Raw genomic sequence first — 23,262 nt, forward strand, 5'->3', positions numbered from 1 at the left:
CCTCAGTCTGGCTTCCCGCATTGTGCATATTTTTGTGATCGCTTCAGGAATCCATTGCGGCCCTCGGTTCTATACTTCCGGTCGACGCTGTGGGCGCCGCCCAGGCCCCGATGCGAACCCCATCGCGCTCAAGCACGGTGCCGTTGGGCAGGTGGGAGTTGCGGCCGGAGATCCCGCGTGTGCCATCGGGATTCGTCCTGAGCTCGCTGGCGGACCGGTGGTTATCGTGGTTGCCGATTGCCCAGAGGAATTCGACACCGTTCTCCTGAAGGAGGAGGCGCATTCGTTTCTCCGTCTTCCCACGCAACGCTCCCGGAAAGTCTAACCCCACGCCGCCACTCCGAGCAGCAGATCGATCCCGGCGTCTTTCGAGGTCCGAGTGACAGCCCGCAAATGTTAGATATGGCCGTAAAAATCACCCATGACGGCCGCGCGGAATGTCATCTAGAAATCCTAGGCCGGAGGCGTGGCCTCGGTGTGGGTCGCAAGATCAATCAGGGTGCCATCCGTGTCGGTGATGACCGCGATGCCCTGCTTCAAGGCTGCCTTGGAGCACTTCTTGCAGCCGCTCAGCAGGAACCATGCCCTCGCCACCCGGGCCACATGCTGTCCGCACAGCGTGCCGGAGCTCTGTGAAGACTTAAGGGCAAGGTGTGTGGACGTCCCGCCAGGGGTGTTGACGACCATGACGTCCTGGCTGCCCTGCCAATCGGGCCCGTACGCCTCGTTCGCGAGGATGTTGGGCACGCTGTTGCGGATGGTGACTTCGTGTTCTGGCATGACGTCATCCTATGTATGGCCGACCAGGGCGGTGCCACGCCTCGCCCTGGTCGGCCGAACGGTTTAGCCCGGGATGTTCCGTGGGTCGTGGCCGTAGCTATTCTTTTCGGAGATCGTCCCGTCCTGGTTCTTGATGACGTGCTCGACCGTGACGGACTGTACGGCCTCGCGGCCGGCGACGATCGCCTCGTCCTTAATGCTGTATCCGGCACCGAACGCGCCATTAGTGCCCTCACGGCGGTTCTTCCAGGCGCTGTCTTCCCAGAAAGTCTCGATCTCACCCTGTGCCACTGCGTTCTCCTTCAATCGCGGGTAGCGAAAAGCCCCGCAACACGATTTGAACTGCTCCCCGAAAGTCAGACTGAAAAATTCAGTTTTGACTTCCGGGGAGCAGCTCAGCGGGAAGGGGACTTCCATGAAGAGCCGGATGCTAGCCGCTAGAGTTAACCTCGCACATTTACGAGTCCAACTTTCAGGGACCACTTCATATCCGGCCGGGGCTTTTGCAACACGGTCAAATGCCTAACCGCATGACGTGGTGTCCCCTCCTATCGCCTTACGCACAGCCCGGCAATACGCCTTTTGGCCTGGAGCTTTGGGGTGGAAGCTGAATGGACTGGGCTTTGCGCCGTTTGCGAGGAGGATGCTTACCAAGCTTGAAGATTGGTAGTAGTCAACCTTGGCGCCGATGATCCAATCAGCATCGCTGGATTTAGAGCCTGCTGAGCATACTTCGTGACCGCCGAAGGCATCTACAACCGGTGCGAATGAAATTCGTTGCTGTGTTGGGTCGGCTACGGCTACTTCATCCCTGATCTGTTGGTTCAGTAAATCGCTCATTTTATTCATCCAAGTCATGTCAGCCTTGGTGAACGAGAGTGGTATGCCTTGGCTAAGAAAGGCCGTCGAGCCAACGTAGCATGTCGCGGGAGGTACTTTCGGGAATAGATGAGGGTACCCAGCGACCACGATACGAGCTTGTGGGGCCCTCGCCATGATCTGTGCATAGACTTCATGCAGAGAGGGCACCCCGCATCCCTTCAAAGGGGGAAGATTGCAAACGTTCTGCTTTCCGGAACCGAGCGCAATGATGGCATTCGTTACATCATGGTCGTACTTTTGGCATGCGGGATGAAAGGGATCAATTCGAGCATCAACAGCTTTAATGCATGCGCCGAGCACGTCTGCAAAACCTGCATCATTTCCCCCGATGGTCAGCGTGACAAGCTTCACGCTCGGGTCTGTTTTTCCCTCAAGGGCGATTCTGTCGAGTTGGGCGACTTCGTTCCACTGTCCGTGGTAAAAATTTGGGATCTCTGCGCCGGCACAGGCCCAGTGTTTCCCGACCGGAACACCTAATTTGCCACTCATCAGCACCGGATACGCTGCCGCAGATCGGTGGCATCGGTTCTCCTCTTGACCGGTTTTCGTGTCGGTAGGCTGATCCGTCCCGGAGGCAAAGGGCGGGTTGCCCTCACCGGCCGAGTACGAATCGCCAAGGGCGACATAGCGGGACGGATCCACAGGCTTCGCTCCCGGCTTGCAGTCGGTTGCCACGTTGGCCACTGTCCCGACTCTAAGGTTGTCCAGCATGACGGCCGAATCTAGGTTGTGGTCGCCCTGGTCGAAAATAGAAAGGTACAACGAATGGGCTCCGGGACTGATGGGCGTTGCTGCACTGAGGGCAGGCGTCGCGCCGTCGTAGGTGGTGCCTGCGGCTTCCGTAGCCGACATGGACGTTACCCCCGCGGCATTAATGGTGATCGGGTTTCCTTGCGGGTCAAACGCGAAATTGTCCGGAGCGTTGATCAAAGTACCCAAGGTGGTCCACGTCGACTTGTCCAGCTCAGCGATGAATGCGTCGTTATAGGAGGTGCCAACGTACTCCGGGTACTCGTCTGAAAGGAACCGAAAGTCGATGCCGACGAGGCAATTGGCGTTGCTGGGGACGTTTAAGTCGATTTTGAGGATGGTTACATCGAGGTCGGTGTTGCCACGTACGTTTCCACCGGCGATGTTTTGCCCCGAACCTCCTGAGGTGTTTGGTTGATCGGCCAGGGCTGCATTGCCTGTCGTCAACAGTGTGTAGCTGTTGCCCGACTTCGGGAACCCGGCCAGCGGCGTGGTCATGACGGCATTGGGTGTCCCTTGGGGCGGGACAGTGACATAGCTGGCGCCGGTAATCACGCTCGCGTCGGACGCTAGGGCGTTGGCGAGCTGCAAGGGCGACGCTCCGGTGTCAGTGCTGGCTGCAACTGGTGTTGCCAGACTGACGCACGCCGCTGACATTAAAGAGAGGACTACTCCAAAAATGGAGGCCCGACGGGTCAGCGGACCGGAGGTGGGCGTTGCCTTTTTCATGGATTTCTTCTATCACTCATGTCCACACCCTTTGTATGAGCAACTACATTGGTCATTTGTATCAAGCCTCAAAAGCCTCGAGAAGCCTCTCTCTAAGACGTTCTCGGGCGGGGTTCCTATTGCCTCGTTGGACGGAATTAGTGGGATGAGGATATAGGCCAGGCATCGGGTGGGAGGGGATAACAGCTACCCTCCGTCGCATTAGGGGTATAGGGGCTACACATGATGGGGCTGACGACCCGACTCCTTGCATCGGTGTGGATTGTTACGCACCTCCAAAAAAGGAGTCGGCCGCACCCTCCGTGGGTGCGGCCCACTTTTGGCGCCGTTTAGACGTTCTCGCGGACCAGCAGCTCGATCAGGCCGATCTCGGCCAGGCTCTGCAGGTACCTGGTTTCCCTGTACGGATCCAACAGCACGTTGCCCGTGGGGCGCGGCGTGGAGTTGTACGGGGCTACCCGGAAGCGACGGTGGGGCCCTGGTTCAGGGGGGTCAGCACGAGGCCTGCGACGGTTCGCATAGGGCTCGTCCGCAGGTTCCGGAGCCAACTAGCTCCCGATCTCACACACCAGCTGTTTTTGACGTGAGTTGTAGGCCCCTGCGGACGAGACTTTCAACAAGGAACGGCCTGTTCCTGCCTAAACACGTACTTGTGAACACGCAAACGTGGTCAGTTGATTTGGAAGTTTGCGGTGTAGCCACAGCCTGAAGTTCAAGAGAAATCGGGCACGCAAACTTGAGCGAGGCCCTCCGGGAATGGAACTCGCTGCAGGAATTCGGGGGGGAGGCACAATGCTGACTTTGCCATCCTGCTGACCTGTAGTCCTAGTTTGGGGCACCTTTCTCATGTCGCAACTCCAGGGTGAGTTGATCTGCAGCTGCGAACTCGCGTACTCGGAGTTGAACAGTCCGCTTGCGTATGACGTCTTCCGATTTTGAAGAGGCAAGTGTCCCGAAAGGGTCTTGCACGGCTCTCACGAAGGGTGGGGCGTTTTCGAGATCGGCGCGAAGATTGCCAACGAGATAGAGCCAGAAGCGATTTCTTAATTCGCCCCCGGCCGTCTTCCACTCGTTCCAACTCATGGCTTGAACTTGTGCGTCGACTCCGGACGATTTCAGTTCAATCATTCGATCGATTGAACCACCCTGGATGGTCAGGACGTCGAAGCCGGGGTAGAGCTCGCTGATGCCCTGCTCAGCGAGCTGGTCAAACACTTGGCCGACCACGGTGGACTGTTCGATGGCGGCTACGATCATCTCCGGCGAGCTGACGTCGACGATGAGCACGTCCGCATTCTCAGAGGGCGTCTCCCCTGGGAGTACGACGGTCTTCTGCCCGGCGAATCGTCGCTCCTCGAATGCGAAGGATATACGCATGCCAAGACGGTCAAGTTCGTTCAGGTCGGTGCCGGCGGCTGCCCTTGGCACGCCTTCAGAACCACCCCCTTGGTCGCCATGTCCGTCACTTGCCGCCCCGGGTTGACCGTTCTTTCCTTGGGTCTCGTGTTTGGGTCCTGTTCCCTCGATACGGATGAGTTCTCCCTCTATCAGAAGGTCCTCGTAGCGGTGCAGCGGGATTCGTGGTGCAGCACGGGTCGGAGCGGGAGGGGTTCGGTCTGCTTGCCCGGTGGCCGCTTCTGTTGACTCGCCGTCTGTCGTGTCGAGCTCGTGGCCTTCAACGCGGTTTGCCAGTTGATCGACCTGATAGGCGTCACCTCCGAGATCGGCAAGGTCTTGCTGCACCTCCTCCAGCTTCTCCGCGGCGCCGGCCAGATCGAGCAGTTGCTGTCGCTGCGCGCGGTCTGCGTTGATGAACGATAAAAAGGTCTCGACAGTGTTGACCTCCAAGGTCTCCGCAAGAGCCAAGGCCAAGGTATGAGCGTCCTCTGCTATCGGCGGCCACGCCGGGCCGGACCACACGGCGAAACCTTGAAATCCTGATTCCTCGGAGCGCCGCACGTAGTACGTCCGCTGGGGAATGTAACCGAGGTCCTGCCCTCCGAATGAACAACGGAGATTCAGCGACTCCACGAGTTCCAACTTCTCAGCGAATTCAGTCAAGACCCGCTGGTCGGCTCTACTCCGGTCAGCTCGATCGGCACTTAGACGGGCGAGTAGCGGTGGGATGAGGTCTCGGAGTCCTTGGCGGAAAGTGCCGAGGCCGGATGGTTCAAGAGGAGTCTCGCCCGGCCTCGCCGACCACTCCAACGCGCTCTCAAGGAGTGGGGTCCCGAAGAGCTCGCGGAGCGGACGAAGCGCTCCCGGCTCGGCCTCAAGAACGAACAACGGCACCTTGTTTTGAACACCGCTCCGTTCTCGGCTGCCAGACACCGACGCGTACACCACGTCTCGCGCGCTGAGGAACTCGTACCCAGCCGCAGTGCGAGCGGCAAGCGGGGTGTCAATAAGTGGCGCCCCGTTGTTCACAGTGCTACCGACCAGGAGTTCGAACATCTGTCGGTAGATCGGCCGCAGTTCCGAGCGCAGCGCCTGGTCGGTGATGCCCGCCGGGTAGAGTTGCGAAATGCGTACGCAGAGATCGTGCGCATCCTCGGCATTGAACGCGGCCGGAGTAAGCTCACCGCGGACTTGCAGTTCGTCGAGGCAAGCGCGGAGTGTGGACGCCGGCACCCCAGTCGGTTGTTTGAGGACGGGAAGGTAGACATCGGCGTCGCGCCCGCTGCGGCCCAGACGACGAACAAGCTCCTCGGATCGACGCCAACTCTGGTTTGGACGCCGCGGACCATGACTAGTGGGGCAGATCGCGTGGTGACGAAGGCGGTAGAGCCATAGATCTGGGCCAGCATTAACGAGTTCTTCCGACGTTGCTCGCGGAGGAGCCGTGCGGGACGACGGCCATTTGCCGGCTCCGACGAATGCCAGCTTGGCCTGGGTGTGGCGGGCGTAGGTGTTCCAGTTGCGAACGAGGTGGTCGAGCAGCTTCTCGGCCACGTCGGTGTCCCTACGGAGGGCGACTCTCGCGATCTCGTCGAGCCGATCAAGGTTGTGAACCTGATAGAGGTAGTGATCCGTCTGCTCCCACCGTGGATGGGACGCAAGTGCGCCGACGAGATCCGATTGGTATTCGGACCAGACCTTGTCCAAGCCCGAGAAAGCCCATCCACCAGGGAGACCGAGACCCTTAGTGTTTGTCCACCCGGTCCCGGTGTCGTCAACATCGTGAAAGTGGATCAGTCTCAAACCACGGCTCACTCCGAGCCAAGCGAAAAAGTTGCGCCAGCGATCATCGATGGTGGTTTCAAGTGCTTCGTCGGTGTCGTCATCTAGGTCAACTTCTCCCTCGTCGGGATCGATTGTCGCTGGACTCGCGTCGTCATCCTCGTTGACACCGATGCTGGCAGAGAACTCGGCGAACACGTCGGGCGATGCAAGGAATCGGACCTGCAAGACCTCGCCCGCATCGGCCATTGCTTCAACGATCGGCTCCACAGAGTCATCGCCAACCCAGTCGCTTCCGAAGTAAACCTGATGGGCCGGTGCCCAGGTCAACTCCCCGGTGTCATCGGCACGACACGGAACATCAAGGCGACTGAGATTGAAGAACGCTCGATCCGAACCGAGCCGGCCCATGGGAAGAGGCTGATCGGATTTGGTGGTTTTTCCGGCCAATCGACATATCGTGGCGAGCGTTTCGATGGTGCGGTTTGACTCTCGCAACTCAGCATCGGACCCTGCCGTGCGCGTTAGTCCTGGGAGGACCGCAGCGCGCATTACCTCCTCGAAGCGGAACTCTTTGACGTCAAAGAGTGCATCCCACGCCTTCATCTGGCGCTCCAGAACCGACCTCTGTTCGGTCCTGCCGAGCGTGCCCCAGCAGACCCCATGTGCGAGGAACTGTAACTTACGGAGGGGAAGTTCCTCTGCGGAAGAGCGCGGCGGGTAAAACGCACTTTCACCTCGCAGTGCTATCCGCCTAACGGTTCCATCGTCGTTTTCGCCGACAGGGAAGACCGGTTCCAGCCGGGCGCTCTCCTCCAGGGCTTGGCGATCCGCCGCGTCCGATCGTTCCCAGAGGAGTGCACAAAGATCAAGCACTGGGTCAACCTGATAACGAGCGTCGAGGCTTGGCCTCAACGCTGTCTTCCCCGTGTCGAGATTGTGCGCAAGGGCGCGTAGTGAGTCAATCGGGCTCAGCGCCACTGACCCGTAGGCCGCACACACCCTGGCAAGCGTGCCTTCACACAACTCCGGATCAGGGAATTGTCTTCCTTCAAGGACGCAGTCCGGCTTGAGGGAGGCAGCGAAGGCGGAGCCCTCCGCTCCAAGAACGTGCGATGGAAAAACCGCCTCATTGAGGGCGAGTTCATTCGGTCCTGAGGGCAGGAAACGGACACCCGTCATTGCCCTGGCAATGGCCTCGGCGAGGAGTCCGCCTGCCGACCCGGAATCGCTTTCGCCTCGATCCAGAACTCGCAGGACGTAACGGGGGCCACCCTCGGCAAGGAGGTGAGGCATGAGCATCCGCACAAATGTCTCGGCTGCGCAACGTACGAGATACCCGTTGTAGTTCGACTCGGTGTCCGCGACTTGAATGTGCTGCCGTGAAAGGTCAGTCGTGAAGGCCCCGTTGACCAGCAACGAGCAGGATGAAGCCTCCTGGGTAGGCAGGAAGACGTGAAACCTGCGGTCCTCCGGCCTGACCCGTGGGTCGTCGGCATCCCGGACCGCGACCGACACTTCGCTGACGTCCACGCCCTCCCATGCCGGCCCAGTCAAGCCGTCGCGGTGATCGCCGATTCGCACGTTACCGTCGTGAGCGATCCAGTAACTGTCGCCCTTACCTTCACGGTTAACCAAGTCGACCCTGAAAAGGCCCGACTCCGTCAGGCCAACACACCGCTCGGCGCCAGAGGAAGTCACTCGGTGCCTCTCCAGGAGCCACTGACGGTCTGACTCCTCGCTGGAGGTCGAAACCTCAATGACCACTTCTTCAAGGTGCTTGAGGAAGAGCACACTGGTCATCGGCAGGTTCAATAATTGATGCGCGAGTGCTGCCTTTTGTTCGGAGCTAACCCGTTCGTGGAACGGGAATCGAAACGCGCTGTGATAGCCGGTTGCACGCAGTTGGTCCCAGGTCTCGTGCCCCTCGGCGATCGCCCACGGGAAGCGCATCGCCGGCACCCCGCGGACCTTGCCGCGGTCAAACTCCTTCCAGAGCAGAGACACCTGCGCTTCCGCCTGCTCCCGCCCCAATCGGAAACACACCGTCTCGGAGTAGGCCTCTGGGCTGTCGGTGATTTCAAGGACCGACTTGAAGCCCAACCCCTTGTGACCGATGCTGGCGCGCTTAGGGCCCCCGGACTGCGCCTTGGAACTGGCTCCCAAGCCGCACAATCCGCGAATATCGGCCTCTGTGAAGGGGCGCCCCGTATTGGCAACCCACAGCTCGCTGTCGGTGAGTCGAAACAAAACCCTGTCTTCAGTCCTCGCAACGCCCACCAGCGCGTCATCCGCATTCTGGAGGAGCTCATACACGAGACGCCCGCGATAGTCATGGGCGACCTGCGCCTCTTGGCTGACGTCCTCCAGGAGCCGGCCCTGTGACTCCCGGTACACAGCGAGGTTCTCACGGCAAATGCGCTCGAGGATGTCATCGGGCAGGGGCGTCGTCGCAGTCACGTACGTATTCCACCACATGGTCCCGACAAAATGTGGGTCGACCTCGCGAGGGTTCGGAGTTTTGCGCTTGTGTCAAAACTCCCTACTAGGTATGCCCGTGGATTGGACCAGCCTCCTGGAACGTCTAACTCGCTAGCGATGGACTAGTCGCTCACGTATAACTCCGGCCCTCAGATGCGAGCATGAACGCGAAGGCGGATCGCAATGTGGTTACTGCGGGTGGTTAAGGGAGGGCGCTCATATCTCGATCATTCGAAAGTTGCGGGCCCCGGAGACCGTCCCTGGCTGAGCTCCAACGCAGCGGCCTCTTGGCAGGCTGGATTGTCCGGCTGGGTGATAGTTGGGGCCGTGCGGCCTAATAAAGGAAGTCGTGCTGGCCGACCTCGCCGCGCCTTTGGGCCGCTTTCATGGCAACTCGAACCGCCTTAACACGGATGTAGTTGAACGTCCTCACGACTTCTCCCGGCGACGCGTTGGTATTCAGGGACCATGCAACGAGGTCGTTGTATTCCTTGCGCGCCTCTACGTCCTCAGGTAGGGAACTCTCGGCCAGAGAAGCCATGTATGCGTCGGCAAGGCTGTGGCAGTGCTCACCTGTGTAGTGGTTCTTCAAAAAGCTAGCTTCCATGGCCGCGGCCAGTTCGGCACTACGAGCGTCTGAATTCATTCCTGGGACGCTCTCTCCGGGGTGTCTGCCGTGTCTCGCTTCCGCGACTTAAACAAACCAGCGACTTTTCCACCCGCCGCGCCCGTGGCTCCAGCGAGTGCCCCACCGAGGCCCTTGACCGCGCTGAGGGCCTGCGGCTCATCCGGAATACCGTCGCCGTCCACATCTACGGCACGGAACGGGCGGGACACCGCAGCGGCAGCGCTTGCCACCCCCGAGCTCACGGCGGAGGCACCGGTTGCCACCCCTTCTCCAACTGTGCTGGCCGTCCCAGTGATCCAGCTTCCCGTGGACTTCGCTGCCTCCTCCAAGGCTGCAAGCGCCCGGTTGGGTTCGGATTCCTGGTCGTCGGCGTCGGACAATTCGATCTGCAGGGCAAGGTGGGCCGGGAACTCTGCCGGAGCCTCGGGGAATGCTTTACGGGCGGATTCAACGACGTCCCGGCCAAACACGAAGCGGCTCACGCCGCCAGTCAGCGCACCCACGCCGTATTCGATCGCCGTCTGATGTTTTCCGTTCAAGGTTTCCCGCACGGTGTCCAGCTGACCCGTTTGCATGGTCCGTACGAGGCTTTGCGCGGCGCCGCTGGGCAAGGTATCAGCCAGCGTAGTTGCCCAGTGGGACCAGTCCCCGCCGGCGGCGGCAAATTTCTGGCCAACGCCCACCACACCGTCGGGGGAAGTCTCCGCGACGTCCTTGGCCATGATGGCAATCTGCTCCTGGCTTACCCGCTCATTGGTCAGCCCGTAGACCAGGGCATGTGCCTGGTCCTGGTCAAGGGCCTTCCCATGGATGTCGGCGAGGGCCAGGCCGTAGATCGCTGTGAGCTCAAATTGGAGCTGCTGATCTCCTGCCGGGAGCAGCGCCGCGATCCGGTTCGCACCGCTTTTTGCCGCACCCATGGCCATATTCTTTGCCGCAACTTTCGCCGCTTCCTTGGCGGTTACCTGCACGGTCTTCTTGGCGGCCTGCTTGCCTGCAGTCTTGATACCGGCGGCCGCTACTCCCCCGCCCGGAATGAGGGCAATTCCAACTTCAGCTGCGATCGACCCCGCAGTAATCGCGGCCCCTGCAGCCGTAATTGACGTGCTGTAGTGACGTTCGAGCAGCCTGATTACCTCTGCGGGGGTCGCCTCAGGACGCCGGCGCCGAATCCGCATGACGTATTTGCGCGCGATTGAGTGACGGGCACTGACCGCCTTCGCGATGTCTGCGTTCGCTTCCTCGTCGTCCAGCTGTGTCTCCAGCGTGACAGCTTCGCCTTCGGTCATTTACGTTGTCCCCCTCTAAACCACAGGCTCAACCCTGAGCCTTCCATCAACGCTGCAATTCAATTCGCGGCAGGGGAACCCGGGGTCCCCTGCGCGCCGTCATCAGTGTCCCGCATGAGGCGGCAACATCGTGCCCGCCACGCGGCACCACTCCGGCCACACCTGCTCCCACTGCAAGTCCGCCCGTGGTTGGTACCGCCCTCATAGGGAGCGAAGCTTCTCGATGTGACGGCGCTGTTCCTTGTCGTCTTGCTTGACGTGCACGCTGACAAGCACGCGGTCGCCATCCGGCTTGTAGTAAATGCGACCCATGTCTTCACTACCAGCAACACCGGTGCCAAGCTTCGAAACCTCGCGCCAGCCGCGCATACCTTCCAGATCCTTGCCCACAACTTCGCCCATATCAATCTGCACCAGCGATCGCATCATAGACGCTGATGAATCGAGGTTGGCCAATACTTCAATGCTGTCGAGAACAAAGGTCAGCCGCGAGAAAGCCACATCCAGAAATCCAGAAACACCACGACGAGGTGCCCGGGCCGTCACGTTACGTCTACGCCGCTCTCGCTCGTGTTCCCCTAGTTCTTGGAGCCGTTCTTGTAGGCCGACCACAGTTGCCTCTAGCGTCAAAATCCGTACGTCGCCTTGCTCCGCCTGATCACGATAGTTCGCCAGGCTGCTACGAAGTTCGGAGTTTTCCGCGAACGCCAGTTCAAGAAGTTCTTCGGTCTCGGCCTGACGTTTCAGGAGTTTTTTCGTTTCAGCAGCTTGCCGCGGATCACGGCTCAGCTCTGCAAGCTGATCTTGTAATGCCTTTTGATGATCTAGGGCCCGATCTAAATCGTCGGAAAGTTTTGACTCCCGACTTGAGGCGGAAGTGAGCCGCTGTCTTAGGAGCGAAACTTCAGACTCAGAGGTGCTGAGACGGTCCCTGAGTTCGGCCGTCAGATCGACCAATTGCTCGACCTGTGCTGCGAGATCCTCTAGCGGCGAGACTGAAGGTGCCGGAGCGGGCGCAGCTGTTGGCTCGGCTGAGGCGGGCGAAAAGACGGCGGAGATCTGAGCCACGACCTCTTCGTGGCTCCCTATAAACCGGAGCCGGGCAAACCAGTCGTAGAACTTCCCCTCGGTTGTGGGACGATGGCTGACGTCCCACCGCTGGACCGAAAGACCTCCGGCCTCGAGTGCGTCGACGACATCCGTTGCAAGTCGCTCAGGGGCGTTAAAAACAAGGTAATGACCAAAGCGATTGGTCTCGACCTCCCACTCACCGTGGAAACCTAGGAAGGTTTGCTGCTCACCGAGGTCGTCAATTTGCGGCGCGTATGGGATAGAAGCTCCTGCGAAAAGGAACCTGCTGCAGTCCTCGACTTCCCACGATGCCCCGGAAACGTCGACCACGTCGTGGGCAAACAACGGGTACACCGCGCCCTCGTAGACAATGCCGGCATATCCGTCCGGAGTTAATCGGACCGGTCGACGAACAAATTCCGCAACTACGGACGCACCATCTTGGATACGTACAACGACTTGCTGAGAAGCCATTTCAGGCTACCGAAGCGCACCTACAAGCGGGATCGCCCCATTTGCGCTTACAGACGGCACAGGGCTTGTAGTAGAGGTGTTCGATGAGTTGCTCATCCGTGGCCTGGTCCGGACCAGGGAGCCTCGAAAACGCATGAGGCCGATGCTGATAAAGCACGTCTCCGGGAACCAGCCTCGTATCCTGTTGATCGGCTACGTTGGCACGGGCGATAAGGCCGTCATTGGGTATATAGGCGTCAGTGTCGGCAATATCAATTGGTCCCAGGTCATTGCTGCCAGGGAGTCCGATGCCGAACTCCAGGTCAAAGTAGGACGCATGTGCTTTGTCGCCGCGCTGCTTGGACATAGCGCTAACAGACAAGATGAGGTTGTCGTCGACCTTTACGTCTAGTTCCAGCCGCTCGACCAGAGGTGGTGCTGTCTTGTCAACAGCAATGGCTACCATGCCGAGAGACGTTCTCGGATCGCTGGCTTGGGGTTGATCAGCAAGCTCAGTTGGCGCCACTATGGCGAACTTTGCCGCGCCGTCGGTGGGGTCGGTGCAGTACAAGTGAAAGCGGTCTTGACATACCTCGCCATCATTCGGCATGGCTGTTCCGGCCCTCAACAATGGAAGGCGTGAACCACGCGCCATTTCCAGCTCAATGGGCTTTGCCAGCACCAGCCGCTGTGAGTCGTGAGCTATGCGCGCCGCTCCCTGCGAAACAAGCGTGGCACTGTTCGCAGGGACGAGTACTCGTTCAGGCCCGAAGAGTTCGTGCAGTCGGCTGCGAATGCTTGGCATCGCGGCCATACCACCGGCAACCAGGCAAAGTGAGACTTGAGCGGGTGCCATGCCGACGCTGTCAAGGAGTGATTCAATCTCCTTGATGCCGGATGCCACAAGAGGTCGTGTAATTGCGTCCAGCTCTTGCCGCGTTAGCGGGTACTCAAGTGTGGTCTCGGATTCTGGAAAGTAGCCTGGACGATAGAAAGTGACGCTCGGCCGCTCCGAGAGTGCAATCTTGTTCCGTTCCGCATCCTGCAACAGCCTGAGCCGTGCTTCCTTCGTGGGGTGATCTGATTTAGAGATCCCGTGCTTCGTAGAGAATCGCGCGACGACCTCGTCACGTATCACTTCATCGAATTTGTCGCCCCCGACTGTGTCAGTTCCCCCGTTGCGGAGCTGGAGGATCCGCCCTGGCTCAATTCTGCAAAGTGTGAGGTCGAGGGTACCGCCACCCCAGTCAACGACCAGTACGTTGCGTCGCATCAGGCCCCGTATTTCGCTGTCGGTATCTGCTGCACCGCGGAGGTAGCCGTAGAGGGCTGCAAGTGGTTCGTGAACAAACTGAGCCACAGAGATTCCGGCGTGGGCGAACGCTTCTCGAAGAGCCGCGCGTCTCGGGCCGTTCATGTTCACAGGAATCGTAACCACTGCACGGTCCAGCTCGCCCAGCACTTGTCGCTGACCGCTTCGCCGTGATTCGGAACGGACGTGGCGGATGACATCTGCCACAATCTCGATGGGGCTGCGGTCGACGCCTCCGACAGTCACTGATTCCTCGCCTAGGAGAAACTTCGGGGAGCGCACGGTGTTGCCATACACGCCGAGACCGACTTCTTCAAGCGCATGGCGGGCCTCGCGTCCGACGACGACTTCCTCGCCCTCGTATCGAACGACAGATGGGTGCGGCAGGCCTTCATCGTCCAAAACGTCAATAACACGGTCGCCAACCACCACAGAAACCAGACTGTTAGTCGTTCCGAAATCAAAACCTGCAATCATTGCACTCCCCCATCCAGTTCCTTAAGGCGCGTGACCTCACCACCGATTGCAGTGAGTGCCCTGTCCACAAACTCCTCCGCTACACCTGTGCTTCCATGGCGAAGGGCGTGAAGCCCGTCCCCTAAAAGCTCAGCCTGAGTAGCGAGCCGTCGAATCACCTGCGTTCTGAGAGCCTCATAGTCATCGACGTGGTGGCTCTTATCAACCACGCGGTTGCTTTGCTCTACGGAAAGCCGCAGCTCAAGTTCGTTGGCTCTGGCCGCCAGCTCCGCGGCATCTGCTCGTACCTTCTCTAGATCTGTTGCCAGTCTATTTCCCAAACCCTCGGCCCTTATGGCACGAAGCTCCTGCTCCCGAGCTTGCGAAATGGCCTTCTCTGTTTCCCTCTTCGAATCACGGAGAACACTCTCGAAGTGCCGTGAGACCTGACTCAGTGCCTCTGTATTCCTTGCTGTCGCCAGAACAGCAGCCGTCTTGTATGCACTTGGCAGTGCCGGAGCGTCCCAGACGGTGGCGCTCATGTCCTCGATGAACTGCCGCGAAGTCCACCGATCGCGGAGAACGCGGAAGAGCTCAAGAGCGGTTACCGCGTTGGTGCGTAGCCGCTCCCGGCCTGCGTCGGTAAATTCGGATTCATCTTTCAGCCCCAAGTCGCTGAATCTAACCTGCTTGGCGGCACGGTTAACCTCTTCGGCGGTAAGCCTTTTCAAGGGCTGCTGCTCCGTCAAGTGCTCAATCCGCCCCTCGAAGAGTTTGTGGCTGGCGAAAGCCACGACAACTAGATCGAGAACGCGGCGACGCACAAGCGTTTCTGATCCCAGCTCAGCCAGCGATGACAATAAAGCCGGCGGGACGGCGAATAGCAGATCTCTACCCGCTAATTGCCGAACAGTATCGGTTTCTGCTTGCTCATCCTCTGGCCGTACGGACAGCTCGAATATATCCTTCCGCGACAAATTTAGCTTTCGTCCCGCTTCGCTGTAGGCATATTCCATCAATGCGAGGATCGTTTTGGGCCGCTCCCGCTTGCTGCTGTTTCCCGGGTTGGGCTGCTGTGGGCCGGTGGCCGCTGGTTCCTTGGAAAGGAGCGAGTGCGAGCCGTCAGTCGGATGAACTCCAGTGGGTCCGTCGTCTGTTGTCACTTTCTAAGAACTCCTTGACGTTGAACTCGAGGTCGGAAACTTCTGTACCATTTCTCGCTGAGACGGCTGTGTCGAAGGCTTTCGGCATGTCGCAGCGCCGCAGCGAGGTCTCCTACAGCCAGCGCGTGCTCAGCCAACACCAGGTGGAGCTTGAGCGCGTCGTATGGTCGTTGCGAGCCAATATTCGCAGCCAGCTCAGCCATGTCACCGCCTGCTGTGCCGTCAAGTGGCAATGCGGTCCACCGGAGCACTTGTTCGATTATCGAGTCGCTGAGCGCGACATCTAGGCTCGGGTGTGGCGACTGCGACAGCGCATCGGGCGACCAGCTTTCCCCTTTGAGGAGCGCCTGAAGGCGTAGAGACACTTCCGCAACGCGTTGGCTCTTGGTCTTCGTCATGGCGCGTTCGAACTGGTTGTAGTGAAAGGCGACTATGCCACATATGGCCTCTGCTGGAGGGCGATCGAAACTTCTCAAAATTCCGACAGCCTGATCGTATTTGCCCTCATAGCCACTGCCCTCACCCGATCGCTCGGAACCCTCTGCCCCAGCAGCATCCTCGCGTGCCAGAACGCCATAAAGGTAGTTTGCGAGACCGGACTGATACCGGACTGCAGTGCGGTGTTGCTTACAACGCATGATGAAGTCGTCGATAGACCTGCGGCTTAGCTCGCCCCCGTCGACCAGGCGCGCCAAGGCAGCGTCAACGCCGTCAAGATCGTCCATATCAGCCAGAGCGAACTCGAACTGGAAAGTCTCCACAACATCCAGATTCGAAAGCTTCACGTCCACAACACCGCTCCGTTGAGACGACAGAAATTCTGCAGCGTCTCCAATAGAAATTGTCCTGCCATTGATGCTCACAGCGTCAGCTGTGCGAATCACCCAATCCTTCGGCATGGTTTCGCTGGTGATGATTAGCCGACTCCTGCCGCATTCCCGCCCATTGAAAACGAGAACAGGACGTCGCACGGGGTGACCCTCAAAAGTGTGTACGCGGAGATCCCGGGCCGTTGAAAACTCCACCCCGCAGGTCGTACACGGAAACGTCACCTCTTTGGGCTCCGCGAATGGACTTGAACCTTCACCTGTAGGCTCATGAAATTCCATGTAGCCGGTGTGCCAAAAACCCACTATCTTTCGACCTGCCCAAGAGACAGTTGAGAATCAATGGGCGTAGGGCGGCGAAGTCCATGCACCCAGTGCCTTTTCTCCGTGTGGCGCCCTCGCAGGTCTCCGGACCTACTCATGCCTTTCCTTTCGACGAACCCCCAACGCCGATCAGCCATAGCTGAGCAAGCCGTTTTCATTAGTTCGAGATCATATCCCTGCTGGCAGTGCCGTCGTGTACGGAACGCTTCCATTACGCCTTTAGGTCTCAACTCTTTTCCCCTGTCCGATTCGTGGTCATGGTGCACTGTTCGTGCTTCGCAATTGCTGTTCTTATCCATGAATGGTTGCTCACCCACCACAACGCCCCTTGCGATGAAGAAACACTCCAAATCGGACGCTTCGTGTGAGTGTCCTGCCTCCCAAAGAGAGCCGACCAGTTGCGCATCAGAGGTTCCAGGAACTGGTCAATTACGGAATCTGGATCCGTGCAGCTTCCTGGAGCAGCGGATCAGAAATCATGACGGTGGCAGCTCCTGGTGCAATATCGAAGGCAATGTTGCCCCGTGCCTTATCGCCGGGCAGGACCTCCCCTGAACCCAGTTGGTTATCGGCGAACATGCTCATGTCTGCCTTACGCCCGTTGGCATCCTTTGCCGAGAAGTAGAGCGGGTTGGAGCTCGTCTTGCCGGATTCCGTTTCCCAGAGCACGTCCAGGAGCAGGTAGGTGCCGTTCTTGGGCGGGGTAGCGAACGCGCCGGTGGTGACAGAGTCGGTGCGGACCGCGGACACGACAGTGATCCTGGCGACGTTGCCGTTGCGCATCTTCACGGAGAACGGAACGCCCACAGTAGGCGCCGCGGGAGCGGCAGGAGCGGACGATGGCGGTGCTGCCGCCGTCGGGGCGGCCGTAGCGGCGGCAGCCGGTGCAGTCGCTTCAACGGAGGCCGTGGCGGAGGCGATGGGGCTGGAGTCCGCGGCCTGCTTGCTTCCGCCGGAGCAGGAGCCCATGACGATGGCCACCAGGAGGACGCCTGCGGGGACGACGAAGCGCTTTTTCTTGTAAAACGGCCGGGCTGCCGGCCTCTGGGCAGCCGGCGGGACAGGGGCAAAGTTTTGGTTGGTCATGATGGTGCCTTTCAAGTGATGCGATTGGATGATGCTGCGGAGTAGCAGTGGCTACTGTTTTTCCCATTTGCCGCAGCGGGTTGAGTTGAAGTCCTGCCCTGCCGAGAGGGTGACGACAGGTCGGCCGCCGCCGGGGATGTCGTTTTCGATGATGTCGCTGCCGTTGCTGCCGCTGCGGTAGATCCCCCAGTAGCAGGTGGAGCCGACGGCAGCCGCGGCCCGATAGGTGCCCGGTTCGATGTCGGTTCCCACCGTCCATGTCCCGTCGCCCACGGTGCGAGCCGCTTTCGCCTTTTCGGCCCCGGTCACGGCGTCCTCCCGGGCCTTGACCGCTGCCTCAGCCGTCTTCACGGCAGCATCGGCCTTGCCGACTTCGGCTTCCCTGGCCGCGACCTTGGACTCACGGGACGCGATGCCGTTCTCCAGGGTGTCGTACTTGCCTTTGAGTGACGCGTAGCTGGAAAGCGCAGCGTCCCGCTCGGTCTCGACTGTGGACTTCTCGCCAGCTAGGGACTTATACGCGGTGCTTTCCTTAGGATCCGGCAATGCCGTTCCAAGCGCCGTTCCGCCGGCTAACAGCACGACGGCGGCTGCCGCCAGAAGGGCAGGCTTCTTCCGGCCACGCTTGGCCACCTGGGCAGGAGTCGCATGCCCGGCTTGGTACACCTGATCAGTGCCCTGGATCTCCCCCGGGCCGATGTCGTTGTTAAACACTTCTCCCCATTTCATGAGTGCTGCAGGTCGGCGGCGGGATACCTCCCCCCAATGTGCGGTTTCCCGCCGCCGCCACAGCTTGGAGATCACCTCCTAGCTGCAGGAAAAAGCTATTACCGGTCGATCTCGTCATGGCTGCAAGCAGCTGATAAGGGGGGTTATCAGCGCAAATCTGGAAACTTCGGTCCGCTCGAGTAGGCTTAGGGAAAGCACCGATGGAAAGGGGGTAGCAATGGAGACAGCGCCGACAACAATGCGAATGACATTGTCGGATATAGCGTCCCTCGCACAGGTTCAGCGTCCGGTCGTCTCGATGTGGCGGAAACGCTCCAGCGCAGGGCCCCTGCCATTCCCCGCACCCGCCGAAACCTTGAATGGCATCGAACTCTTCGACGCCGACGAAGTCACCGCGTGGCTGCAGGCCACCGGCCGGGGCAACAATCCTGAGGCAAGGAACGACGTCGCCGTCCACGCGACGCCTGCCGGCAGCGGCTCGCTGAGGGACGGCCGCAAGACCTTCGACGGCCTGACGGCGCTGCTCGCACTGAAAGTAATCTCCGGACAAGTGCTGGGCACCTTAGGTGCTTCTCGTCTCTTGGATGAGGCCGATGAGGCAGATCCGGATGATTTGTTCCTGTATTCGGAACTGGAGGCCCTGGGATCTTCGCTTCCCGGGCTCGCCAACTTCGCCGACAGGCTGGCCGATAGCGCCTACAGCGCTCCAGCCGCGTTTGAGAAACTTCTGACCCACCGCTTCAAGGAGGGCCTGAGGGAGCATGCGGAAACAGCTCTCACAGCGGCCGCCCTCAACCTCGTCAGTAACGCAGCCATAGAGCTTGCGGCCACGCTGGATAGCCGGCCCGTCTTCGTGGATGCCACACCGGGCGGGAGCGATGCCATGCTCAGCATCGCCCAGCAGTTCAGCGAGTCAGAGTCCGTCACCTTTTTGGCAGCGGATTACGTCGGCGGGGCATCGCGTTTGGTGCGCCGGCGCCTGGCTGTGCACGGTACGGACAGTGGGCCCCTCAGGGTAGACGCCAAGGGGGCCTTCGCAGTCACCGGTCCCGCCGTCCACGTGGCGCAATATCCCGCGCCCGGCGAACCCGGCCTCGATACCAAAGGCATCCTGTCCGGCATCGAGAACATCGTGCTGCAAATGGATGATTCCCAACGCGCGGTCGTGATCGCACCCGCCCGGGTGTTGTCTGATGCCCTTGCCGGTGAAGCGGGCAACGTACGCGCCGACCTGCTGCGGTCCGGCCGCGTGCGGGCCATCATCCGGCTCACGGCCGGGCTCCTTCGGGCAAAGCCACGCGAGCCGCAGGCGCTGTGGGTGCTGGGGCCCTCTTTTGCCGACGTACCCATCGCAGACCGCTGGACCATGGTGGCAGATCTCACCACCGCCCCGCTGACCATCGACGTGACCCAGGACCTGATCAGCGACATCGTCGCGTCGATGGGAAACCGCGCCACAGTCCGCGCCCACTCCTTCCGGTTCGCCCGGCTGCTACAGACCAGGATTCTGCTCGCGGGAGCCGGCGTCCTGGTCAGCGGGCCGGCCAAGAGGAGGCCGACGGCGGCGCCGGGCGCAGAGGCCGCGCTCCGCGTCGAGGAACTCGTCCGGGCCCTGGCAACAGGAACGGAGAGCAACGCAAGGTTTCTTGCTGTTCAGCCCGCGGCCGCCTACTCATTCCCGACCCCAGCCTCGGTCGCGGAACTTATGGGCTCGGGGCACCTGAAGTACGTGAAGGGCATCCGGGTCGAGGACCAGCACATCAACAAGACGGCGGGACGCAGGATCTTTGGCCGGGAGGAACTGCTGGACCCGCACGACGCACCTCCCCGCTTCATCACCCTGCTGGACTTCGCCGCCAACTACCCCGCCGGACGGCTCACGGAAGCCGGCGACATTGTCTTCTGTACCAGCCCGCGTCCGGTGGCGATGGTGGATGCAGACGGCGGCGCCGTCGTCGTCTTTCCCGCGCGGATTTTGAGGATTGACCAGGGCGACCCGGGCGGCCTGCTGCCCGCCATCGTCGCCCGGAACATCAACACCCTCAACCCGGCAGACAAGTCCTGGCGGGGCTGGCAGCTTCGCCGCACAGGCGAAGCCCAACGCCAGCCGCTCACCGACGCCCTGCACCGCCTGCAACACGAGCAGGCCCAGGCTCGCGAACGACTCAAACAGCTGGAAGAACTCGTTACCCTGATTACGGACGGCGTAGCGGACGGAAGCCTGACCCTGACAGACCCCCTTTATACCGCCGTACCAGAAAAAGGAACTGCATAATGCCCCCGAAAGTGAAAGTGGACCTCGCCCCGTCCACCATGAAGGAACTCAAAGACACGCTCTGGAAAGCGGCGGACAAACTCCGCGGTTCGATGGACGCCTCACAGTACAAGGACGTGATCCTTGGGTTGGTGTTCCTGAAGTACGTGTCGGACGCGTTCGAGGAACGGCGCGAACAGATCCAGGCCGAGCTGGAAGCTGACGGACTCAACGAAGAGCAGATCGCCCAGCTCATCGATGACGTTGACGAATACACCGGCCGCGGCGTGTTCTGGGTAGCCCCCCGGGCACGCTGGACCTACCTCGCGGAGAACGCCAAGGGCCTGGACGCAGTGGACGGCGCGGCGCCGAAGTCCATCGGGCTGCTGATCGATGAGGCCATGGAACTCATCATGCAGGACAACAAGAGCCTGGCCGCCACCCTTCCCAAGATCTACAACCGGGACAACGTGGACCAACGCCGCCTGGGCGAACTGCTGGACCTCTTTAACTCAGCACGGTTCACCGGCCAGGGCGCCAGCAAGGCGCGCGACCTGCTGGGCGAGGTGTACGAATACTTCCTGGAGAAATTCGCCAAGGCCGAGGGCAAGCGCGGCGGCGAGTTCTACACCCCTGCTGGCGTGGTCCGGGTGCTGGTGGAGGTGCTGGAGCCGCACCGAGGCCGGGTTTACGACCCGTGCTGCGGTTCGGGCGGCATGTTCGTCCAGGCGGAGAAGTTCCTGGCCGCCCACCACCTTGAGGGTTCCGACATCTCCGTTTACGGCCAGGAGCTGAACGAGCGCACGTGGCGGATGGCCAAGATGAACCTCGCCATCCACGGGCTGAACGCCAATCTGGCCTCGCGCTGGGGCGACACGTTCGCCCGCGACCAGCACCCAGAACTGACCGGGAACAACGGCGCGGACTTCATCATGGCCAATCCGCCATTCAACATCAAAGACTGGGCACGCTCGGAGTCGGACCCGCGCTGGAAGTACGGCGTCCCGCCGGCCGGCAACGCCAATTACGCCTGGATCCAGCACATCATCTCCAAGCTTGCTCCCGGCGGCAGCGCAGGCGTGGTCATGGCCAACGGCTCCATGTCCTCCAACTCGGGCGGCGAGGGCGAGATCCGCGCGCAACTGGTGGAGGCCGACCTCGTCTCCTGCATGGTGGCGCTGCCCACGCAGCTTTTCCGCAGCACCGGCATTCCGGTGTGCACTTGGTTCTTCGCGAAGGACAAGACGGCGAGTTCTCGAGGGTCGGTGGACCGGACCGGGCAGGTGCTCTTCATCGACGCCCGGAACCTGGGCTACATGGTGGACCGCGCTGAGCGTGCACTGTCCGACGACGACATCGCCAAGATCGCAAACACCTACCACGCCTGGCGCGGCACAGCTTCGGCTGTTGAAGCAGGGCTGACGTACGACGACGAAGCGGGCTTCTGCTACTCGGCTTCACTTTCGGAGGTGAAGGCAGCGGACTACGCGCTGACGCCCGGACGCTACGTTGGGGCGGCCGATGTTGAGGACGACGGCGAGCCTATCGAGGAGAAGCTCGCGCGGCTTTCGAAGGACCTTTTCGAGAAATTCGAGGAGTCGGAACGGTTGGCTGCCCTGGTGCGCGAGCAGTTGGGGAGGGTCCTGTGAACTCGGTTGTTTCGCTCAAGCAAGTTTGTCAGCGTGTGGATTATGGTCTCACAACGTCAGCTGTCCTCGGCGGTGATGGCCCCAGATTTCTGCGGATCACCGACATAGATGATTCTTTTGTTGACTGGGCTAGCGTTCCCCGCTGTACGGCGTCCGAAGCAGAATCAGCCAAGTATGCGCTGGCAGATGGAGACATCGTCGTTGCCAGAACAGGTGCTTCTACGGGTCGGTCCCAGTGGGTCACGGTAAGCGAACCATCAGTTTTCGCCTCTTATCTAATCCGGTTTCGAGTTGGCCCCGAATTCGACTCCAGGTTTGTGGCTTATGTTCTAAGTTCCGAGCCTTGGTTCGACCACGTTTTGAGCGTGGCTCATGGCAAGTCAGCCCAACCTAACATGAGTGCATCTGAGATGGCACGCTTCAGGTTCGCCTGCCCGCCGCTGCCAGAGCAGAAAGCCATCGCTCAGGTACTCGGTGTACTGGATGACAAAATTGCGGCCAATACCAAGCTCGCAGAGACCGCCGATGAAGTAGGTTCGACACTGACGCGTCGCTGGTTGGATCCCGATGTAACCGTTGTTCTGTCTTCTATCGCCGACATCGTAATGGGTTCGTCTCCTCTTGGCGCAGACTTGAATGAAACAGGTGCAGGGACGGTGTTCTATCAAGGAGTCCGGGATTTCGGGCTTCGCTTCCCGAGCAGCAGAGTATGGACTACCGCGCCCTTGCGGCTGGCAGAACCTGGAGACACACTCTTGAGCGTCCGAGCTCCAGTTGGGCGCGTAAATCTCGCAAGAGAGGAAACGTGCATAGGTCGTGGCTTAGCTTCAGTTCGATCCACTACGGGACAACGCTTCAGCCTCTTTCACCTTCTCAAGGCGTCGAAAGAAGCTTGGGCACCCTTCGACGGCGGGGGAACTATATTCGGGTCGATAAATAAGGGACAGCTTGCCTCGATACAGCTGCCGGGGATTAAGCAAGAACACGCGGGCAGACTTGAGGACTCATTAGCAGCGCTGGAAAAGCTGGTCAGTTCTGCCCTGGGCGAGAACGCCCAGCTCGCCCAAACGCGCGACAGCATCCTCCCCCAGCTCATGTCCGGCAGACTGCGAGTTAAGGATGCGGAAAAGGTCCTGGAGAACGCCGGGGCGTAACTGTGTAGCGCGCTTGTGGTGGGCGGCCGGGGTGGCCGCCCTGAGGCTGAGTATCTTAAACAACG

Annotated in this window: 15 protein-coding genes; 3 read left to right on the top strand and 12 right to left on the bottom strand. The window is 60.3% G+C overall.

From position 1 onward, the window contains the following. Nucleotides 1–453: 453 nt before the first annotated feature. The 12 genes from FBY36_RS19805 to FBY36_RS19860 all read right to left on the bottom strand — a co-directional run bounded on the left by FBY36_RS19805 (nt 454) and on the right by FBY36_RS19860 (nt 18,125). Entirely contained in the window at nt 454–780 is a 327-nt protein-coding gene (locus FBY36_RS19805) for a hypothetical protein (protein ID WP_142122199.1), read from the bottom strand. Nucleotides 781–843: 63 nt separating this feature from the next. Continuing rightward, entirely contained in the window at nt 844–1,086 is a 243-nt protein-coding gene (locus FBY36_RS19810) for a DUF2188 domain-containing protein (protein WP_235008912.1), read from the bottom strand. A gap of 216 nt (nt 1,087–1,302) precedes the next feature. Beyond that, nucleotides 1,303–3,141 (bottom strand): choice-of-anchor L domain-containing protein, encoded by a 1,839-nt coding sequence (locus FBY36_RS19815; protein ID WP_142122203.1) that lies wholly within the window; start codon nt 3,139–3,141, stop codon nt 1,303–1,305. Between the two features lie 825 nt (nt 3,142–3,966). Further along, complete coding sequence (locus tag FBY36_RS19820; RefSeq protein WP_160141913.1) at nt 3,967–8,781, bottom strand: sacsin N-terminal ATP-binding-like domain-containing protein; 4,815 nt, start codon at nt 8,779–8,781, stop codon at nt 3,967–3,969. Between the two features lie 355 nt (nt 8,782–9,136). Beyond that, entirely contained in the window at nt 9,137–9,448 is a 312-nt protein-coding gene (locus FBY36_RS19825; protein WP_142122207.1) for a hypothetical protein, read from the bottom strand. After that, entirely contained in the window at nt 9,445–10,719 is a 1,275-nt protein-coding gene (locus FBY36_RS19830; RefSeq protein ID WP_142122209.1) for a hypothetical protein, read from the bottom strand. Before FBY36_RS19830 ends, FBY36_RS19825 begins: the two co-directional genes overlap by 4 nt. A gap of 201 nt (nt 10,720–10,920) precedes the next feature. After that, complete coding sequence (locus FBY36_RS19835) at nt 10,921–12,264, bottom strand: hypothetical protein (RefSeq protein ID WP_142122211.1); 1,344 nt, start codon at nt 12,262–12,264, stop codon at nt 10,921–10,923. 1 nt (nt 12,265) lies between these two features. Further along, on the bottom strand, nt 12,266–14,032 hold the full coding sequence (locus FBY36_RS19840; protein WP_142122213.1) for an Hsp70 family protein: 1,767 nt from the start codon (nt 14,030–14,032) through the stop codon (nt 12,266–12,268). Continuing rightward, nucleotides 14,029–15,174 carry a hypothetical protein gene (locus FBY36_RS19845; RefSeq protein WP_142122215.1) on the bottom strand — a complete coding sequence of 382 codons (1,146 nt, stop codon included), beginning with the start codon at nt 15,172–15,174 and terminating at the stop codon, nt 14,029–14,031. The genes FBY36_RS19840 and FBY36_RS19845 overlap by 4 nt, the downstream gene beginning before the upstream one ends. Further along, a complete protein-coding gene (locus FBY36_RS19850; RefSeq protein ID WP_142122216.1) occupies nt 15,171–16,037 on the bottom strand; it encodes a hypothetical protein in 867 nt (288 codons plus the stop codon). Before FBY36_RS19850 ends, FBY36_RS19845 begins: the two co-directional genes overlap by 4 nt. A gap of 717 nt (nt 16,038–16,754) precedes the next feature. After that, a complete protein-coding gene (locus tag FBY36_RS19855) occupies nt 16,755–17,411 on the bottom strand; it encodes a DUF4352 domain-containing protein (RefSeq protein WP_142122218.1) in 657 nt (218 codons plus the stop codon). Between the two features lie 51 nt (nt 17,412–17,462). Further along, the gene (locus FBY36_RS19860) at nt 17,463–18,125 is read right to left on the bottom strand and encodes a hypothetical protein (RefSeq protein WP_142122727.1); all 663 of its coding nucleotides are present in this window, start codon (nt 18,123–18,125) and stop codon (nt 17,463–17,465) included. Between the two features lie 259 nt (nt 18,126–18,384). Here FBY36_RS19860 and FBY36_RS19865 point away from each other — a divergent pair, with 259 nt between their 5' ends. The 3 genes from FBY36_RS19865 to FBY36_RS19875 are packed head-to-tail and all read left to right on the top strand — an operon-like array spanning nt 18,385 to nt 23,197. Next, the gene (locus tag FBY36_RS19865) at nt 18,385–20,415 is read left to right on the top strand and encodes a hypothetical protein (protein WP_142122220.1); all 2,031 of its coding nucleotides are present in this window, start codon (nt 18,385–18,387) and stop codon (nt 20,413–20,415) included. Next, a complete protein-coding gene (locus FBY36_RS19870) occupies nt 20,415–22,043 on the top strand; it encodes a class I SAM-dependent DNA methyltransferase (protein ID WP_142122222.1) in 1,629 nt (542 codons plus the stop codon). The genes FBY36_RS19865 and FBY36_RS19870 overlap by 1 nt, the downstream gene beginning before the upstream one ends. After that, the gene (locus tag FBY36_RS19875) at nt 22,040–23,197 is read left to right on the top strand and encodes a restriction endonuclease subunit S (RefSeq protein ID WP_160141914.1); all 1,158 of its coding nucleotides are present in this window, start codon (nt 22,040–22,042) and stop codon (nt 23,195–23,197) included. The genes FBY36_RS19870 and FBY36_RS19875 overlap by 4 nt, the downstream gene beginning before the upstream one ends. The last annotated feature ends 65 nt before the right edge of the window (nt 23,198–23,262 follow it).

The organism is Arthrobacter sp. SLBN-122 (genome assembly GCF_006715165.1).
GTDB lineage: Bacteria > Actinomycetota > Actinomycetes > Actinomycetales > Micrococcaceae > Arthrobacter.

Coding starts and splice junctions, on each gene's coding strand:
- FBY36_RS19805 (WP_142122199.1), bottom strand. CDS start 780: ATGCCAGAACACGAAGTCACCATCCGCAACAGCGTGCCCAACATCCTC.
- FBY36_RS19815 (WP_142122203.1), bottom strand. CDS start 3,141: ATGAAAAAGGCAACGCCCACCTCCGGTCCGCTGACCCGTCGGGCCTCC.
- FBY36_RS19825 (WP_142122207.1), bottom strand. CDS start 9,448: ATGAATTCAGACGCTCGTAGTGCCGAACTGGCCGCGGCCATGGAAGCT.
- FBY36_RS19830 (WP_142122209.1), bottom strand. CDS start 10,719: ATGACCGAAGGCGAAGCTGTCACGCTGGAGACACAGCTGGACGACGAG.
- FBY36_RS19835 (WP_142122211.1), bottom strand. CDS start 12,264: ATGGCTTCTCAGCAAGTCGTTGTACGTATCCAAGATGGTGCGTCCGTA.
- FBY36_RS19840 (WP_142122213.1), bottom strand. CDS start 14,032: ATGATTGCAGGTTTTGATTTCGGAACGACTAACAGTCTGGTTTCTGTG.
- FBY36_RS19855 (WP_142122218.1), bottom strand. CDS start 17,411: ATGACCAACCAAAACTTTGCCCCTGTCCCGCCGGCTGCCCAGAGGCCG.
- FBY36_RS19865 (WP_142122220.1), top strand. CDS start 18,385: ATGACATTGTCGGATATAGCGTCCCTCGCACAGGTTCAGCGTCCGGTC.
- FBY36_RS19870 (WP_142122222.1), top strand. CDS start 20,415: ATGCCCCCGAAAGTGAAAGTGGACCTCGCCCCGTCCACCATGAAGGAA.